Source organism: Arachnia propionica (assembly GCF_900637725.1).
Classification (GTDB): domain Bacteria; phylum Actinomycetota; class Actinomycetes; order Propionibacteriales; family Propionibacteriaceae; genus Arachnia; species Arachnia propionica.
Genome location: NZ_LR134406.1, coordinates 2,436,356 through 2,454,864, shown reverse-complemented (window position 1 = coordinate 2,454,864; position 18,509 = coordinate 2,436,356). Strand labels below are relative to the sequence as shown.

11 protein-coding genes are annotated in these 18,509 nt (G+C 65.6%); 7 read left to right on the top strand and 4 right to left on the bottom strand.

The window, feature by feature from the left end; translation table 11 throughout:
* Positions 1–155 precede the first annotated feature (155 nt).
* Positions 156–1,184, bottom strand: coding sequence for an IS30 family transposase (locus EL272_RS10940; protein ID WP_244926071.1), 1,029 nt, complete (start codon positions 1,182–1,184; stop codon positions 156–158).
* 537 nt (positions 1,185–1,721) lie between these two features.
* Between EL272_RS10940 and rpoB the strand changes: the two genes are divergently transcribed.
* From rpoB to fusA, 5 genes are all read left to right on the top strand, one after another.
* The gene (rpoB, locus tag EL272_RS10935) at positions 1,722–5,195 is read left to right on the top strand and encodes a DNA-directed RNA polymerase subunit beta (RefSeq protein ID WP_014847275.1); all 3,474 of its coding nucleotides are present in this window, start codon (positions 1,722–1,724) and stop codon (positions 5,193–5,195) included.
* A gap of 91 nt (positions 5,196–5,286) precedes the next feature.
* Positions 5,287–9,237, top strand: coding sequence for a DNA-directed RNA polymerase subunit beta' (locus EL272_RS10930; RefSeq protein WP_014847274.1), 3,951 nt, complete (start codon positions 5,287–5,289; stop codon positions 9,235–9,237).
* Positions 9,238–9,670: 433 nt separating this feature from the next.
* Positions 9,671–10,042, top strand: coding sequence for a 30S ribosomal protein S12 (gene rpsL, locus EL272_RS10925; RefSeq protein ID WP_014847273.1), 372 nt, complete (start codon positions 9,671–9,673; stop codon positions 10,040–10,042).
* Positions 10,042–10,512 (top strand): 30S ribosomal protein S7, encoded by a 471-nt coding sequence (rpsG, locus tag EL272_RS10920; RefSeq protein ID WP_014847272.1) that lies wholly within the window; start codon positions 10,042–10,044, stop codon positions 10,510–10,512. Before rpsL ends, rpsG begins: the two co-directional genes overlap by 1 nt.
* 70 nt (positions 10,513–10,582) lie before the next feature.
* The gene (gene fusA, locus EL272_RS10915) at positions 10,583–12,682 is read left to right on the top strand and encodes an elongation factor G (RefSeq protein WP_014847271.1); all 2,100 of its coding nucleotides are present in this window, start codon (positions 10,583–10,585) and stop codon (positions 12,680–12,682) included.
* Positions 12,683–12,872: 190 nt separating this feature from the next.
* Here the strand turns inward: fusA and EL272_RS10910 are convergent, their stop codons facing one another.
* Positions 12,873–13,283 (bottom strand): SEL1-like repeat protein, encoded by a 411-nt coding sequence (locus EL272_RS10910; RefSeq protein ID WP_014847270.1) that lies wholly within the window; start codon positions 13,281–13,283, stop codon positions 12,873–12,875.
* Positions 13,284–13,525: 242 nt separating this feature from the next.
* On the opposite strand from EL272_RS10910, the gene rpiB reads away from it, so the two are divergent.
* Positions 13,526–13,993, top strand: a complete 468-nt coding sequence (gene rpiB / locus EL272_RS10905; protein WP_061788462.1) for a ribose 5-phosphate isomerase B — start codon at positions 13,526–13,528, stop codon at positions 13,991–13,993.
* A gap of 175 nt (positions 13,994–14,168) precedes the next feature.
* A complete protein-coding gene (gene tuf, locus EL272_RS10900) occupies positions 14,169–15,368 on the top strand; it encodes an elongation factor Tu (protein WP_014847268.1) in 1,200 nt (399 codons plus the stop codon).
* A gap of 150 nt (positions 15,369–15,518) precedes the next feature.
* Here the strand turns inward: tuf and EL272_RS10895 are convergent, their stop codons facing one another.
* Both EL272_RS10895 and EL272_RS10890 read right to left on the bottom strand, forming a co-directional pair.
* On the bottom strand, positions 15,519–16,787 hold the full coding sequence (locus EL272_RS10895; RefSeq protein WP_014847267.1) for a mechanosensitive ion channel family protein: 1,269 nt from the start codon (positions 16,785–16,787) through the stop codon (positions 15,519–15,521).
* A gap of 38 nt (positions 16,788–16,825) precedes the next feature.
* Positions 16,826–18,505: a glutamine--tRNA ligase/YqeY domain fusion protein gene (locus EL272_RS10890; RefSeq protein WP_061788461.1), complete on the bottom strand. Its 1,680-nt coding sequence runs from the start codon at positions 18,503–18,505 to the stop codon at positions 16,826–16,828.
* Positions 18,506–18,509 lie beyond the last annotated feature (4 nt).

The window sequence follows — 18,509 nt, the reverse complement described above, 5'->3', positions numbered from 1 at the left end:
GTGCTCTCAACCGTCATTGGGGTGGGAGACCTGCTGCGGCTGCTCCGTGACAGGCGCCGGGATCTTTCTGGACAGGGGACCCCCAGCTTACCCCGCCGTCTTCTGGCACGAATCGCGGAGGTTCGACGGTTCAGCGTCACCACGCGACGGCGGTTTCAAGTGGTGTGTGCAACGTTGAGTAGTTGTTCCATTTTCTCGGCTGGTGTGGCCCAGTCAAGTACTCGGCGGGGTCGGGTGTTGAGGAGGTCTTCAGCGTGTTGGACCTGGGTGTCGGTGATGTGGGTGAAGTCGGTGCCTTTGGGGAAGAAGTCCCGGATCAGGCCGTTGCTGTTCTCGTTGGTGGGGCGTTGCCAGGGAGAGTGGGGATCGCAGAAGTAGGCCTGGCAGCCCGAAGCGAAGGTGAAGCGGGCGTGTTGGGCCATCTCGATGCCCTGGTCCCAGGTGAGGGTCGTCATCAAGGTGGCCGGGAGTCGGCGGGCCATCTGGATCAACGCGTCGGTCACGGTGGTGGAGTCACGGCTGGTGACCCGTTGGATCATGGTGTAGCGGGTGGTGCGTTCGTTGAGGGTCACCAGGGCCGAGGTGCCGCCCTTGCCGATGATGAGGTCTCCTTCCCAGTGCCCGGGAACTGCCCGGTCCTCGACCTCGGCCGGACGGTTGGTGATGGTGGCCTCACCGATCCAGCTACGGCTACCCCGCCCGGACAGCCGTGACCGGGGACCTCGGGTGGTACGTCCGGAACGCAGGGCTTTCTCGACGGTGAGTTCATGACGCAGCCCGCCGGCGGCCTGGACGTAGAGGGCCTGGTAAATCGTCTCGTGACTGACCCACATCGTGGGGTCCTCCGGGAAGTCCTGACGCAGCCGGTGAGCGATCTGCTGCGGGGAATGTTTGTTGTTCAACCGTGTCACCACCTCGTCCCACAACGGTGTCCCGAGTACCAGCTTCCTGTCCTTGGGACGCCGACGTGACCAGTCTGCCAGCCGCTGCGCCGGCTGGGCCCGGTACCGGCCAGGACAACGCTTCATCTCCCTGGAGACCGTGGAACGGTGGACACCGAGTTCTGCAGCTATCTGGGAGGGCGGAACCCGGTCACCGACCCGAACCTCGATCAGGATCCGCCCCGCCAGGGTCAACCGGCCCTGCCCGTCACGCCACTGCGCTGGCTCTCCCACTTCCAACACCGGGTTCTCCCGTAACCGCCGCCGACGCCGCCGCGGACTGTAACGATGCTCGTTCAACCCACCAACCCCTCCCACCCGGCCCCTCGACAACACCATCCCCGCCTCGACAGCCACCTTCCTCACAGTGGAAGGACTACCACCCAACTCCCGCGCGATCGAATGACACGACCGGCCCTGCCCCAACAACACCAACATCAACCCACGACGCTGCTCATCCAACCGCACAACACACCTCCAGAAACTGTTGTTGCGCACACCCTCTGAACCCGCCGACATTGAACCGTCGAACCTCCGCGATTCATGCTTGGGGGAGGGGGAGAGAAGGGAGGGGAGAGAGGTAAGGGAGCAGGGGGCGGGTGGGGCATGCTCTTGGCGTGGGCGGCTATCATGTTCGCGACAACGGCTATGCTCGTCGTTTGCGCATCGCCTGGATTCCGTCTACAGTGGTTTGTTGCCCTGCTCTGCAATCGTGCCCGTGATTTGACGCGGGTCCTTTGTTGTGCGACGAACCAGCCGCGTTCCCGGAAGGACCGAATCTTGGCCGCCTCGCGCTCTGCGTTGAAGAACACCAATGTTGTCTTGCCCAGTGGTCGGATCTCATTCGCGAAGATCCACGAACCGCTAGAGGTCCCCAATCTGCTCGATCTCCAGATCAACTCCTACAACTGGCTCATCGGAAACGAGGCCTGGCAGGCCGATGTCGAGGAGCGCCTGGCCGCAGGCCGCACCGACGTGAACACCCGCTCCGGGTTGGAGGAGATCTTCTCCGAGATCTCCCCCATCGAGGATTTCAACGAGACGATGTCGCTTTCCTTCCGCGATCACCGTTTCGAGGAGCCCAAACACTCCATCGAGGAGTGCAAGGACCGCGACGTCACCTACGCCGCCCCGCTGTTCGTGACCGCTGAGTTCGTCAACAACGAGACGGGCGAGATCAAGTCGCAGACCGTGTTCATCGGTGACTTCCCGCTGATGACCGACAAGGGTACCTTCATCATCAACGGCACCGAGCGCGTCGTCGTCTCGCAGCTCGTCCGCTCCCCGGGCGTCTACTTCGAGATCACCCCGGACAAGGGATCCGACAAGGACATCTACTCCTGCAAGGTGATCCCTTCCCGCGGCGCGTGGCTGGAGTTCGAGATCGACAAGCGCGACATGGTCTTCGTGCGCCTCGATCGCAAGCGCAAGCAGAACGTCACCGTCCTGCTCAAGGCCCTCGGCTGGAGTGAGGACCGCATCCTCGAGGAGTTCGGTGATTTCGAGTCCATGCGCATGACGCTGGAGAAGGACACCGTCAACACCCAGGATGAGGCGCTGCTGGACATCTACCGCAAGTTGCGTCCCGGCGAGCCCCCGGCCCGCGACGCCGCCCAGGCGCTGCTGGAGAACTACTACTTCAACCCGAAGCGCTACGACCTGGCGAAGGTCGGCCGCTACAAGATCAACAAGAAGCTCGGGCTCGACCTGCCCTTCGACAGCCAGGTCCTCACCATGGAGGACATCGTCGCGGCCATCAAATACGTCGTGGCCCTCCACGAGCACAAGGAAGAGTTGAACGGCCTGCCCATCGAGGCCGACGACATCGACCACTTCGGCAACCGCCGGCTCCGCACCGTCGGTGAGCTGATCCAGAACCAGCTGCGCACCGGCCTGGGGCGCATGGAGCGCGTCGTCCGCGACCGCATGACCACCCAGGACATCGAGGCCATCACCCCGCAGACCCTCATCAACATCCGCCCCGTGACGGCGGCGTTGAAGGAGTTCTTCGGAACCTCTCAGCTGTCGCAGTTCATGGACCAGAACAACCCGCTCGCGGGGCTGACCCACAAGCGCAGGCTCTCGGCGCTCGGCCCCGGTGGCCTCTCCCGCGACCGCGCGGGAATGGAGGTGCGCGACGTCCACAGCTCGCACTACGGCCGCATGTGCCCGATCGAGACCCCCGAGGGTCCGAACATCGGCCTCATCGGTTCGCTGGCCTCGTTCGCCCGCGTCAATGCCTTCGGGTTCATCGAGACCCCATACCGGCGCGTCATCGACGGCAAGGTCACCGACCAGATCGACTACCTGACTGCCGATGAGGAGGACCGGTTCTCCATCGCACAGGCCAACGCGGTCCTGGACGCCGAGGGCCGCCTCGCCGAGGAACGCGTCCTGGTGCGCATCAAGCACGGCGACGTCGACACCATCCCGGCGGCTGACGTCGAGTACATGGACGTCTCACCCCGGCAGATGGTCTCGGTGGCCACCGCGCTGATTCCGTTCCTCGAGCACGACGACGCCTCCCGGGCGCTGATGGGCGCGAACATGCAGCGCCAGGCGGTGCCGCTGATCCGCAACGAGGCCCCGTTCGTCGGCACCGGCATGGAATACCGCGCCGCCGTGGACGTCGGTGACGTGACCCTCGCGAAGAAGGCCGGTGTGGTCTCCTCGGTCACGGCCGACATCGTCGAGATCGCCAACGACGACGCCACCTACTCCTCGTACCGGCTCGAGAAGTTCGTGCGCTCCAACGCGGGTACCTGCATCAACCAGCGCCCGTTGGTCGCGGCCGGGGACCGCGTCGAGGTCGGCACCCCGCTGGCCGACGGCCCCTGCACCGACAAGGGCGAGCTGGCGCTCGGCAAGAACCTCCTCGTGGCGTTCATGCCGTGGGAGGGCCTCAACTACGAGGACGCCATCATCCTGTCGCAGCGTCTCGTGCAGGACGACGTCCTGACCTCGATCCACATCGAGGAGCACGAGGTCGACGCCCGCGACACGAAACTGGGTGCCGAGGAGATCACCCGCGACATCCCCAACGTCTCCGACGAGATGCTGGCCGATCTCGACGAGCGCGGCATCGTCCGCATCGGCGCCGAGGTCTCGGCCGGCGACATCCTGGTTGGCAAGGTCACCCCGAAGGGCGAGACCGAGCTGACCCCCGAGGAGCGCCTGCTGCGCGCGATCTTCGGGGAGAAGGCCCGTGAGGTTCGCGACACCTCCCTCAAGGTGCCGCACGGCGAATCCGGCACCGTCATCGGCGTTCGGGTCTTCGACACCCGCGACGAGGACGAGCTGCCTCCCGGGGTCAACCAGCTGGTGCGGGTCCACGTCGCCCAGAAACGCAAGATCAGCGACGGCGACAAACTCGCCGGCCGCCACGGGAACAAGGGTGTCATCTCGAAGATCCTCCCCGTGGAGGACATGCCCTTCCTCGCCGACGGCACCCCCGTCGACATCGTCCTCAACCCCCTCGGTGTCCCGTCCCGCATGAACATCGGGCAGGTCCTGGAGAACCACCTCGGGTGGATCGCCAAGACCGGCTGGGACATCACGGGAATCAAGGAGGCCTGGGCGGATCGCCTGCGCGAGGTCGGTCTCGGTCGCGTCGAGGCCGATTCCCGGGTGGCCACCCCCGTCTTCGACGGCGCGGACGAACACGAGATCACCGGTCTGCTGGAGAACTCGCTGACCACCCGCGACGGGGAGCGCCTCATCGACGGCGGCGGCAAGGCCCAGCTGTTCGACGGTCGCTCCGGTGAGCCCTACCCGGAGAAGACCGGCGTCGGCTACATGTACATGCTGAAGCTGCACCACCTGGTCGACGACAAGATTCACGCCCGCTCCACCGGCCCGTACTCGATGATCACCCAGCAGCCGCTGGGCGGCAAGGCACAGTTCGGCGGTCAGCGTTTCGGCGAGATGGAGGTGTGGGCCCTCGAGGCCTATGGAGCTGCGTGGGCCCTCCAGGAGCTGTTGACCATCAAGTCCGACGACGTCCCCGGCCGCGTGAAGGTCTACGAGGCCATCGTCAAGGGCGAGAACATCCCCGAACCCGGCATCCCGGAGTCCTTCAAGGTGCTCGTCAAGGAGATGCAGTCGCTGTGTCTGAACGTGGAGGTTCTCTCCGGGGACGGCCGCGTCATCGACCTGCGGGATTCGGAGGACGACCTGCGCAACGCCGAGGACTTCGGCATCGATCTCGGGAGGCGTCCCGGAGGCGACCACTTCCTCGACGTCACCGAAGTCTGAGTCTGACTCAGTCAAGCCGGTGATCCGGCACCAGTAAAACCTCAGATTTCAGGCACAGGCACCCGCCGGGGCGGCGGGGGAAAGAGAACCAATGCTGGACGTGAACGTCTACGACAAGCTCTGCATCGGATTGGCGAGCGCCGACCAGATCCGCGAGTGGAGCCACGGTGAGGTCAAGAAGCCCGAGACCATCAACTACCGTACCCTCAAACCGGAGCGCGACGGCCTCTTCTGCGAGAAGATCTTCGGCCCCACCCGCGACTGGGAATGCTACTGCGGCAAGTACAAGCGGGTGCGTTTCAAGGGCATCATCTGCGAACGCTGCGGCGTTGAGGTGACCCGCTCCAACGTACGCCGCGAGCGGATGGGCCACATCGAACTGGCCGCGCCCGTCACCCACATCTGGTACTTCAAGGGCGTCCCCTCGCGCCTCGGGTACCTGCTGGACATCGCGCCGAAGGATCTCGAAAAGGTCATCTACTTCGCCGCGCACATGATCACCCACGTGGACGAGGAGGCCCGCCACCGCGACCTCCCGAGCCTCCAGGCCCGCCACGAGGCCTACATCAAACAGCTCGAGAAGAACCGGGACTCGGAGATCGAGGCCCGCCTGGCCAAGCTGGAGGAGGACCTCGCCCAGCTCGAGTCCGAGGGCGCCAAGGCCGACATCAAACGCAAGGTCTCCGACGGTGCGCAGAAGGAGGCGGGGCAGCTCCGCAACCAGTACCAGCGCCGGATCGACCGCGCCCAGGCGGTGTGGGAGCGGTTCAAGTCGCTGAAGGTGCAGGACCTGGAGGGCGACGAGATCCTCTACCGGGACATGAAGCAGCGCTACGGCAAGTACTTCACCGGTTACATGGGCGCCGAGGCCATCAAGAGGCGCCTCGAGACCTTCGACCTGCAGGGTGAGGCCGAGAAGCTGCGTGAGACCATCGCCAACGGCAAGGGGCAGCGCAAAACCCGCGCCCTGAAGCGCCTGAAGGTGGTTGCCGCCTTCCTCAGCGGCAACAACAACCCCTCCGGGATGGTGCTCGACGCCGTTCCCGTCATCCCGCCGGATCTGCGTCCCATGGTGCAGCTCGACGGCGGCAGGTTCGCCACCTCGGATCTCAACGACCTCTACCGCCGCGTCATCAACCGCAACAACCGGCTGAAGCGTCTCCTCGACCTCGGTGCCCCCGAGATCATCGTCAACAACGAGAAGCGCATGCTCCAGGAGGCCGTCGACTCGCTGTTCGACAACGGCCGCCGCGGCCGCCCCGTCACCGGTCCGGGCAACCGTCCGCTGAAGTCGATCTCGGACATGCTCAAGGGCAAGCAGGGCCGGTTCCGCCAGAACCTGCTCGGCAAGCGTGTCGACTACTCGGGCCGTTCTGTGATCGTGGTCGGCCCCCAGCTGAAACTGCACCAGTGCGGCCTGCCGAAGGCCATGGCCCTGGAGCTGTTCAAACCCTTCGTGATGAAGCGCCTGGACGACCTCAACCACGCCCAGAACATCAAGGCGGCCAAGCGCATGGTGGAGCGGCAGCGTCCCATCGTGTGGGACGTGCTGGAGGAGGTCATCGCCGAGCACCCGGTGCTGCTGAACCGTGCACCAACCCTGCACCGCCTCGGCATCCAGGCCTTCGAGCCGCAGCTGATCGAGGGCAAAGCGATCCAGCTGCACCCGCTCGTCTGCGCGGCCTTCAACGCCGACTTCGACGGCGACCAGATGGCCGTTCACCTGCCGCTGTCCGCCGAGGCGCAGGCCGAGGCGCGGGTGCTGATGCTGTCGACGAACAACATCCTCAAGCCGGCCGACGGCCGTCCTGTGACCGTCCCCAGCCACGAAATGATCATCGGCATGTACTGGCTGACGATGCTGCAGGAACAGGAGAAGGGAGCCGGTCACGCCTTCTCCTCGGTGGCCGAGGCGATCATGGCCCACGACCGCGGTGACCTGCACGTCGGCGCCCCCATCAAGCTGCGCCTCAACGGGATCATCCCCCCGGCCGGGTACGCCGACAAGGTGCGTGCGGACGGGTCGGTCATCCTCGAGACCTCGCTCGGCCGGGCCCTGTTCAACGAGGCCCTGCCCGCGGATTTCCCGTTCGTCAACGAGCGGGTCGGTAAGAAACAGATCGGCCAGATCGTCAACGACCTCGCTGAGCGCTACCCGCTGATCGACACCGTGCGCACCCTCGACGGGTTGAAGGACCTGGGTTTCCAGTGGGGTTCGCGTTCCGGCGTAACCGTTTCCATCGCGGACGTCCAGACCCCGCCGAGCAAGCCGGAGATCTTGGCCGCCTACGACGCCAGGGCCGCGAAGATCGATACCCTGTACGAGCGCGGTTCGGTGACGGAGGACGAACGCCGCCAGGAGCTGATCGAGCTGTGGACCGACGCCACCGCGGAGCTGACCGACGCGATGAAGGACAACTTCTCGCAGACCAACCCGATCTTCGTGATGGTCAACTCGGGTGCCCGCGGCAACATGACCCAGATGCGCCAGATCGCGGCCATGCGAGGCCTGGTGGCCAACCCGAAGGGTGACATCATCGCCCGGCCCATCAAGTCGAACTTCCGCGAGGGCCTGTCGGTGCTGGAGTACTTCATCTCCACCCACGGTGGCCGGAAGGGGCAGGCCGACACGGCGCTGCGGACCGCCGACTCGGGTTACCTGACCCGGCGTCTGGTGGACGTCTCGCAGGACGTCATCATCCGCGAGGAGGACTGCCAGACCGAACGCGGCCTGGTCAAGACCATCGCCCGCTGGACCAAGATCGTCACGGACGAGGACGGCAAGAAGGTCCAGGTGGCGGCGGAACCGCTGGAGGAGGGGGCCTCCGTCTCCATCGTTCCCGACGTGGAGACCGCCGTCTACGCCCGCACCGCGGCCACGGACATCACCGACGCCCAGGGCAACGTGCTCGTCGCGGCGGGCACCGATCTCGGTGACGCCGAGATCGAACGGCTCGCCTCCGTCGGTGTCACCCGGGTCAAGGTCCGCTCCGTGCTGACCTGCGAGGCCGCCACCGGTACCTGTGCCATGTGCTACGGCCGGTCGCTGGCCTCCGGGAAGACCGTGGATGTCGGCGAAGCCGTCGGTATCGTCGCCGCCCAGTCCATCGGCGAGCCCGGCACCCAGCTGACGATGCGCACCTTCCACACCGGTGGTGTGGCCGGTGACGACATCACGCAGGGTCTGCCGCGCGTCGTGGAGCTGTTCGAGGCCCGCCAGCCGAAGGGCAAGGCCCCCATCGCCGAGGCCGACGGTGTCATTCGCATCGAGGACGGCGACCGCAGCCGCAAGATCATCATCGTGCGCGACGACGGCGGTGACGACCTCGAATACCCGGTGGCGCGTCGCACCCGGCTGGAGTTCGAGGACGCCAACGGGGTGCGCGTGGCAATCCGCGACGGGGTGCACGTGACCATCGGTCAGCAGCTCACCGCCGGTCAGGTGGATCCGCAGGATGTGCTGCGCATCCGGGGCCTGCGCAAGGTCCAGGAGCACCTGGTCGAGGAGGTGCAGCGCGTGTACCGCACGCAGGGCGCCCCCATCCACGACAAGCACATCGAGATCATCATCCGCCAGATGCTGCGTCGCGTGACCGTCATCGACTCGGGCGACACCTCGATGATGCCGGGCGAGCTGGTGGACCGACAGGCCTACGAGGCGGCGAACCGCAAGGCCCTGACCGAGGGCGGGCGTCCCGCGGAGGGGCGTCCGGTGCTGATGGGCATAACCAAGGCATCCCTCGCGACGGATTCGTGGCTGTCGGCCGCGTCCTTCCAGGAGACGACGAAGGTGCTCACCGATGCCGCCATCCAGGGCAAGTCCGACACTCTCGTCGGTCTGAAGGAGAACGTGATCCTCGGCAAGCTGATCCCGGCCGGCACCGGCTTGGAGCGTTACCGCAACATCCGGGTGGAGCCCACCGCGGATGCGAGGTCGCAGGCCTACACCGTCAGCTACGACCCGTACGACTACTCGTTCAGTTCCGATCTCGACGTTCCCGGCGTTCCGCTGGACGACATCGACTTCGGCGACATCCGCTGACGGCGGGGACGAAACGGGGTGGGCACCGATCGGTGCCCACCCCGTTCGGGCCCATCTGCGCGTGAAACACCGCGGGGGACCGGGCCCGGTGACGACTGTTTTGTCGTTCGTTCCTCTTTTTTCGCGGCGTTTCACGCGGGAGAAAGCCACTGGGGAAGACGGATGCCTTTCCCGTGGAATCGCCTTCGGGTGTCGCTTTGACCCGGGGGAGGGGGTCGGGTAACCTGTGGAGGTGTGTCCGCCGTGTGCGGGCACCTTGTGCGTGCCCTGGCATGACCCCGAGGATCCCTGAGTTGCGAAGAAGTCCCGGGTCTGTGCGGAGTTCGCACGGCAGCCGCGCCAGCGATGCTCACGGAAACGGTGACCCGGGATGCTCCTTGGGGACGGCTGCGAGCCAGGGATACCCGTCCAGACATGAAAGTGATACCAACAGGTGCCAACAATTCAGCAGCTGGTCCGCAAGGGCCGCACCGACAAGGTCAGCAAGAACAAGACTCCCGCCCTCAAGGGCTCTCCGCAGCGTCGTGGTGTCTGCACCCGCGTTTACACCACCACCCCGAAGAAGCCGAACTCCGCGCTGCGCAAGGTCGCGCGTGTCCGCCTGAGTTCCGGCATCGAAGTCACCGCCTACATTCCGGGCGTCGGTCACAACCTGCAGGAGCACTCGATGGTGCTCGTGCGCGGAGGTCGTGTGAAGGACCTGCCCGGTGTCCGTTACAAGATCATCCGCGGCGCCCTCGACACCCAGGGTGTCAAGGGCCGCAAGCAGGCCCGCAGCCGTTACGGCGCGAAGAAGGAGAAGTAATGCCTCGCAAGGGACCAGCGCCCAAGCGCCCCGTCATGGTCGATCCGGTCTACGGCTCCCCACTGGTGAGCCAGCTCGTCAGCAAGATCCTGCTCGACGGCAAGAAGACCGTGGCCCAGTCCATCGTCTACAACGCCCTCGAGGGCACCCGCGCCAAGACCGGCCAGGACCCCGTCCAGACCCTGAAGCGGGCCCTCGACAACGTCAAGCCCTCCATTGAGGTCAAGTCCCGTCGCGTCGGCGGCGCCACCTACCAGGTGCCGATCGAGGTCAAACCGGGGCGCCAGACCACACTGGCCATGCGCTGGCTCGTCAGCTTCTCCCGCGCCCGCCGCGAGAAGACCATGACCGAGCGGCTCATGAACGAGATCCTGGATGCCTCCAACGGGCTCGGCGCTTCCGTGAAGCGCCGCGAAGACACCCACAAGATGGCCGAGGCCAACCGCGCCTTCGCCCACTACCGCTGGTGATCGCCTCGCCCCCGGGTTTTCACCCGGGGGCTCTCACCGCTTCACAGACTTCTTCAGCAAAGGACTGAACGTGGCCAAGATCGACCTGTCCAAGGTTCGCAACATCGGCATCATGGCGCACATCGACGCCGGCAAGACCACCACAACCGAGCGCATCCTCTTCTACACCGGCAAGTCCTACAAGATCGGCGAGGTTCACGACGGCGCCGCCACCATGGACTGGATGGAGCAGGAGCAGGAACGCGGCATCACCATCACCTCCGCCGCAACCACCGCCTTCTGGCACGACATCCAGATCAACATCATCGACACCCCGGGACACGTCGACTTCACCGTCGAGGTGGAGCGCTCCCTGCGCGTGCTCGACGGTGCCGTGGCGGTGTTCGACGGCGTCGCGGGTGTGGAGCCGCAGTCGCAGACCGTTTGGCGCCAGGCCACCAAGTACGGTGTGCCGCGCATCTGCTACATCAACAAGCTGGACCGCACGGGTGCCTCCTTCGATCACTGCGTCAAGACCATCCGTGAACGCCTCAACGCCACCCCGGTGCTGCTGCAGCTGCCGATCGGCGCGGAGTCGAACTTCCGGGGCCAGGTGGACCTGGTCACGATGAAGGCCAACATCTGGCCGCTCGAGGTCACCAAACCCGCCCTCGACGACTACGAGGTCACGGACATCCCCGCCGACATGGTGGAGACCGCCGAACTGGCCCGCGCCGAGATGCTGGAGACCATCGCCGAGAACGACGACGAGTTCATGGAGCTGTGGCTGGAGGATCCCGACGCCATCACCGTCGAGCAGCTCAAGGCCGCCATTCGCCGCGGCGTGCTGGCCTCGGCGTTCACCGCCGTGGTGTGCGGCACTTCGTTCAAGAACAAGGGCGTGCAGCCGCTGCTGGATGCCGTCGTCGACTACCTGCCCTCGCCGCTGGACGTGCCCGCCATCGAGGGCTTCAAACCGGGTGACGAATCCGTCGAGCTGTCCCGCAGGCCCTCCGAGGACGAGCCGCTGTCGATCCTGGCGTTCAAGGTCGCCGCGGATCCGCACCTGGGCAAGCTGACCTTCATCCGCATCTACTCCGGTGTCCTGAAAGCCGGTTCGCAGGTGCTGAACGCCACCAAGGGCAAGAAGGAACGCATCGGCAAGATCTATCAGATGCACGCCAACAAGCGTGAGGAGATCGACTCGATCGGCGCGGGCATGATCTGCGCGGTGATGGGTCTGAAGGACACCACCACCGGTGAGACCCTCTGCGATCCCGCACACCCGATCATCCTGGAGTCTATGGAGTTCCCGAATCCCGTCATCGAGCAGGCCATCGAGCCGAAGTCGAAGTCGGATCAGGAGAAACTGTCGGTGGCCATCCAGCGGCTCGCCGAGGAGGACCCGACCTTCCGCGTGCACACCGACGAGGAGACCGGCCAGACCATCATCGCGGGCATGGGCGAGCTGCACCTCGAGGTGCTGATCGACCGCATGAAGCGTGAGTTCAAGGTGGAGGCCAACATCGGCAAACCGCAGGTGGCCTACCGCGAAACGCTGCGCCGCAAGGTGGAGAAGGTGGAGTACACCCACAAGAAGCAGTCCGGTGGTTCCGGCCAGTTCGGTCGCGTCATCATCGACCTGGAGCCCACCGAGGCGGGTTCGGGCTACGAGTTCGTCAACGCCGTCACCGGCGGGCGCATCCCGAAGGAGTACATCCCCGCGGTCGACGCCGGTATCAAGGAGGCCATGCAGTTCGGTGTGCTGGCCGGCTACCCGGTCGAGGACATCAAGGTCACCCTGACCGACGGCGCCTACCACGACGTCGACTCCTCGGAGCTGGCGTTCAAGCTGGCCGGTTCCATGGCCTTCAAGGAGGCCGCCCGGAAGGCCGACCCGGCGATCCTGGAACCGATGATGGCCGTCGAGGTCACCACCCCCGAGGACTACCTCGGCACCGTGATCGGCGACCTGAACGCCCGCCGCGGCCACGTCCAGTCGATGGATGAGCTGCACGGCAACCGCGTCGTGCGCGCCCTGGTGCCGCTGTCGGAGATGTTCGGCTACGTCGGTGACCTGCGCTCGAAGACCTCGGGCCAGGCCTCCTACTCCATGGAGTTCGACTCCTACGCCGAGACCCCGAAGAACATCTCGGAGGAGATCGTCGCCAAGGCTCGCGGAGGCGAGTGATTCGCTGAGCTGAAACCCAACCGGCCCGGGACCCCATGGTCCCGGGCCGGTTGCCTTTCCGAACGGTTTTGCCGCCCTCGCGCGCACAGGGAAGGGCGCCACCGGCGCGCTGGATGGTGTCCCACAGGAGTGGCCCCGCTCGCACAGGGGCGGGCGGGGCCGGGAGGGGAGGGGAAAGGAGTCTCGGTTGTCAGTCCACCAGGGTCAGGTCGTCGAGCTGGTCCGTCTCGCCGTGTTTCGGGTCGGTCTCCATGCGCCTGGGGGTGTTCCGGGCCCGGGTCAGGGCATCGACGGCGCGGGGATCCCCCAGGTCGGCGGCTTTCTGCAGCCAGTTCTGCGCGACGGCGTGGTCCCCCTGTTCCTGGAGGATCCCGCTGAGGAGCAGCATGCCATCGGTGTTGCCCAGCAGGGCTGCCCGGAAGAACCACTGGGTGGCCTCGTCGCGGTCCGCGGGGTTGTTGACCAGGAGACCCAGGTTGACCATGGCGTCGGATCGCCTCTGCGCCGCCGCCATCCGCCACCAACGCGCAGCCTGCGTGTTGTCGCCTCGCCCGTAGGCCTTGAAACCGAGGTCAATCAGTGCTTCGACGTCCTGTGACATGTGATGGAGACTAACCCGGCATCCGGTTGACCAGAATGGCCGTGAGACGTCCCAAGACGGGGATAAAAACCGCCAACAAGGATAAAAGTGCTTGTCAGAGCCGATTTGGCTGTTTGAGGTTGAGAATTGGCGGTACTCCTCGGTCGGACAAAAGGAGGACGCGGGGATCCTGCGCGTCGTGCACCGGGGGCAATGCGGCAGGGGCGTGGAAGGTTCCAGGTCGGGATCAGTAACGTGGTCGCATGAGAATTGGAATCACCAGCGACCACGCTGCCCACGATCTGCGCATCGACCTGATTCCCCGCCTGAGGGAGCTCGGTTACGACGTGGTGGACCGCGGACCAGCCACGTCCGAGCGCACCGACTATGCGAAATGGGGGGTGCAGCTGGCCCGGGAGGTGGCCGCCGCGCGTTTCGACGTTGGAATTGCGATCTGTGGCTCCGGCATCGGCATTTCCATCGCCGCCAACAAGATCAAGGGGATCCGGGCGGCCTGCGTATCCGAGGCTTACTCGGCCGCGATGAGCCGGCGCCACAACAACGCGAACGTCCTTTGTTTCGGCTCCCGAGTGGTGGGTCCCGACGTCGCCCTGGCCATTTGCGAGGCCTTCCTGGGGGCCTCCTTCGAGGGTGGGCGTCACGCCGGACGGGTGGCGCAGCTCCGGCAGCTCGACGCTGGGGATGTGTCCTTCCTGGGCGAAGGTTGTTGAAAGGGATTGGGATACGGCCCCGAGTTTGACTTCCGGGGCCGGGCCGATAGCATTACACGGGTATGCGCCCGGGTAACAAGCTTGGGTGCCGGACCCCTGGTGTGACCCATAGCTCAGGGGTGCACCAGATTAATGGCCACGCACGGTGCGTGGTTGGACCAAGAAGGAGCCCTAAGTGGCAAAGGCCAAGTTTGAGCGGACCAAGCCGCACTGCAACATCGGCACCATCGGACACGTCGACCACGGCAAGACCACTCTGACCGCGGCGATCACCAAGGTGCTCCACGACAAGTACCCGGACCTGAACGAACTGTCCCCGTTCGACAGCATCGACAAGGCCCCCGAAGAGCGCCAGCGCGGCATCACCATCTCGATCGCTCACGTCGAATACCAGACCGAGAAGCGTCACTACGCACACGTCGACTGCCCCGGGCACGCCGACTACGTCAAGAACATGATCACCGGTGCCGCGCAGATGGACGGTGCGATCCTCGTCGTGGCCGCCACCGACGGCCCGATGGCCCAGACCCACGAGCACATCCTGCTCGCCCGCCAGGTCGGTGTGCCGGCCATCGTCGTGGCCCTCAACAAGTGCGACATGATCGCCGAGGAGGACGCCGACCTCATCGACCTGGTCGAGATGGAGCTCCGTGAGATCCTCTCCGCCCAGGAGTTCGACGGCGACAACCTCCCGATCGTCCGTGTGGCGGCCTTCCCGGCGCTGAACGGCGACGAGAAGTGGGCCGGCACCATCCTCGAACTCATGGACGCGGTCGACGAGTACATCCCGCAGCCTGAGCGTGACACCGAGAAGCCGTTCCTGATGCCCGTCGAGGATGTCTTCACCATCACCGGCCGTGGCACCGTCATCACCGGCCGCATCGAGCGCGGCATCGTCAAGACCGGCGACACCGTCGACCTCGTCGGCATCCGTCCGGAGAAGCAGACCACCACCGTCACCGGCGTCGAGATGTTCCGCAAGATCCTCGACGAGGGTCGCGCCGGCGAGAACGTCGGCCTGCTGCTCCGCGGCACGAAGAAGGAGGACGTGGAGCGCGGCATGGTCGTGATCAAGCCCGGTTCCACCACCCCGCACACCGACTTCGAGGCCACCGTCTACGTGCTCAACAAGGAAGAGGGCGGCCGCCACAAGCCGTTCTTCTCCAACTACTCCCCGCAGTTCTACTTCCGCACCACCGACGTCACCGGTGTGGTCCAGCTGCCGGAGGGCAAGGAAATGGTCATGCCCGGCGACAACACCGACATGACCGTTCACCTCAACAAGCCCATCGCCATGGAGGAGAACCTCAAGTTCGCCATCCGTGAGGGCGGCCGCACCGTCGGCGCCGGCAAGGTCACCAAGATCATCAAGTGATCCTCGCCTGACAGGCAACGAGGGAGGGGCCCGCACGAGAGTGCGGGCCCCTTTCCCGTGTTTCCGTGTATTTGGAAAGACGGCTGAACCGTCCCGCGGGCATCGGTGAGCGGAGTGCGTCGCGAAACCAGCGGAGGTTGTCGGAAACGTTCAGCCGAGGGTGCGGCGGAATGCCCTCAACCAGCCGAGACGGCCCCCGGAGTTCTGCTGGTTCTCCTCCTGCCCGTGATGTTCCGAACTCTCCGAGGGGGGCAGGAGCTGGGCCTCCTTCTCGTCGGCCTGCTCAGCCTCCCAGTCGGCTTTGACCTGCTCGACGAAGTCCTGGCGCTGCTCCTGGGGAGGGGCGGTGGCGGTGTCCGGTTCCAGGCGGGTGCGGGGCAGGGCGTAGACCGCCTGGGTCTGCAACCAGTTGATGAGTTGTTCGCGCAGCATACAGCGCAGCTCGAACAATCTGCCGGAGTTCGTCGCGGAGACGACGGCGCGAATCCGGACCGAGCCTCCCGTGGCATCCATGACCTGGAGGGCGACGGTGCGGCCGTCCCACAGGTCCGTGGTCTTGACCAGACGCAGCAGCTCGATCCGCATGGCCTCCACGGGGACCAGCCAGTCCAGGTCGAACTCGATGACCCCCGTTTGTCGCGGTTCCTCCCGGCTCCAGTTCTCGAAGGTTTTCGTGGTGAACAGTGTCGACGGCACGATCCAGCGTCGTTCGTCCCAGCTCCTCAACACCACATAGGTGAGGGTGATTTCCTCGACGGTTCCTTGGTTGTCGTCCGTGACGACGATGTCGCCGACGCGCAGGGAACCGGTGAAGGCGATCTGGAGTCCGGCGAAGACGTTCGTGAGTGACGACTGCGCCGCGAGACCTGCAACCAGCGAGACCAGACCGGCGGAGGCCAGCAGGGAGGTTCCGATGGCCCGGAACTGGTCGAAGGTGAGCAGTGCTCCGGCGGTGGCCCCGATCCAGACCACCCCGATCAGCACCCGGGCGATGACCTGCATCTGGGTGCGGATGCGCCGGAACTGAGGGGTTTCCCGGGCGTTCTTCTTGCGAGCGAGGATGGCGTCTTCGATGGTTCTGATGACCCCCGTCATGCCGTATGCGGCGGCGAAGATCATCACAATCAGGAAAAGGTGCTCGAAGTTCGCCCGCCACGACGGCGCCGCCTGCCACGGGGTGGGGGCGCTGGCGATCAGCACCCCCATGCCGGTACCGAAGACGGTCAGGATGAGGCGCTGGGGGAGTCGCAGGTTCCGGCTGAGAAAACCCAGGTCCTCCTGGTGCCTGGCCAGTTGCCGCATGATGATCGAGATGATCACGGAGATGACGACGCCGGCCAGGAACCCGATAGCCGCGTATCCGAGAATGGTCAACAGATCCAAGGCCACTTCGGTGGCGGTTTCGTCGGTGGGAAGCATGCAGACAACCGTAGCCGCTGCTTCCTGTGGGTGGGCTTTCAGCCGCGTTTCTGAATGCTGGCCCACTCGTCCCGCAGCCCCACCGTGCGGTGGAACAGCAGCGGGGTGTGGTCGTCGGCGGCGAAGTATCCGAGCCGCTCGAACTGCACCACCTCTCCCGGGGCGGCGTCAGCCAGCGCGGGCTCCACCTTCGCGTCGGTGAGCAGCTCGCGGGATGCGGGGTTGAGGTCGTCGAGGGCCTCGCCGGTGCGTTCCCCGGGGGCCTCGGCGGTGAACAGCCTGTCGTACAGGGCGACGGTGGCGTCCAGGGCGTGCGGGGCCGAGACCCAGTGCATCGTCGACTTCACCTTCCGGCCGTCGGCGGGGGTGCCGCCCCGGGACTCCGGGTCGAAACTGCAACGCACCTCGACGATGTTGCCCGCCTCGTCCTTGACCACGTCGCGGGCGGTGACCAGGTAGGAGCCACGCAGCCTGACCTCACGACCGGGGGAGAGCCGGAAGTACTTCGGCGGCGGGACCTCCCGGAAATCGTCCTGCTCGATCCACAGCTCCCCGGTGAACGGCACCAGACGGGTGCCGTCGGCAGGGTTCTCCGGGTTGTTGACCACCTCGAACCACTCGACCAGCGGGTCGCCGTCGGGTCCGGTGGGCCAGTCCAGCAGGGTCAGCTTCAAGGGCCGGGTGACGGCCATCCGTCGCTGTGCGGTCGCATTCAGCTTGCGACGCACGTAGCTCTCCAACTCCTCGATGGCCTTGCGGGAATTGGTGCGGGTGGTGCCCACCTCGCGGCAGAACGCCCGGATGGCTTCCGCCGGGTAGCCGCGCCGCCGCAGTCCCCGGATGGTGGGCATCCGCGGATCGTCCCAGCCATCCACGACGCCGTCCGCGACCAGTTTCGCCAGGCGGCGCTTGGACGTGACGGTGTGGGTCAGTTCCAGGCGCGCGAACTCGTACTGGCGCGGGGGAGAGGGAATCTCGAGCTGTTCCAGGAACCAGTCGTAGAGGGGCCGGTGGGATTCGAACTCGAGGGTGCAGATGGAATGGGTGACGCCCTCGATGGCGTCGGACTGGCCGTGGGCCCAGTCGTATGTGGGGTAGATCGACCACGTCTCACCCGTGCGGTGGTGTGCGATGTTGCGGATGCGGTACATCACGGGGTCGCGCAGCTGCATGTTCTCGTGTGCCATGTCGATCTTCGCCCGCAGCACCCGCGAGCCGTCGGGAAACTCCCCGGCGCGCATCCTCTCGAACAGGTCAAGGTTCTCCGCGACGCTGCGGTTGCGGAACGGCGATTCGATGCCGGGGGTGTTGAAGGACCCCCGGGTGGCCGAGATGGTCTCGCCGTCCTGGTCGTCGACGTAGGCCAGGCCCTTCTCGATGAGCTGCACGGCCCAGTCGTGGAGGGCCTCGAAGTAGTCGGAGGCGTGGCGCACCTCAGAGGGTTCGTAGCCCAGCCACTCGATGTCCTCAACGATGGAGTTGACGAAGGCCTCCTCCTCGGTTTCCGGGTTGGTGTCGTCGAGACGCAGCATGCAGGTGCCACCGAAATCCTCGGCGGTGCCGAAATCCACGACGATGGCCTTGGCGTGACCGATGTGGAGGAAACCGTTGGGTTCGGGTGGGAACCGGGTCTGGATCCTGCCACCGTAGGTTCCCGCCTCGTTGTCGCGGCGGATGGCATCGGTGATGAAATTGTTCAGGGCACCCGGCTCATTCATGTGG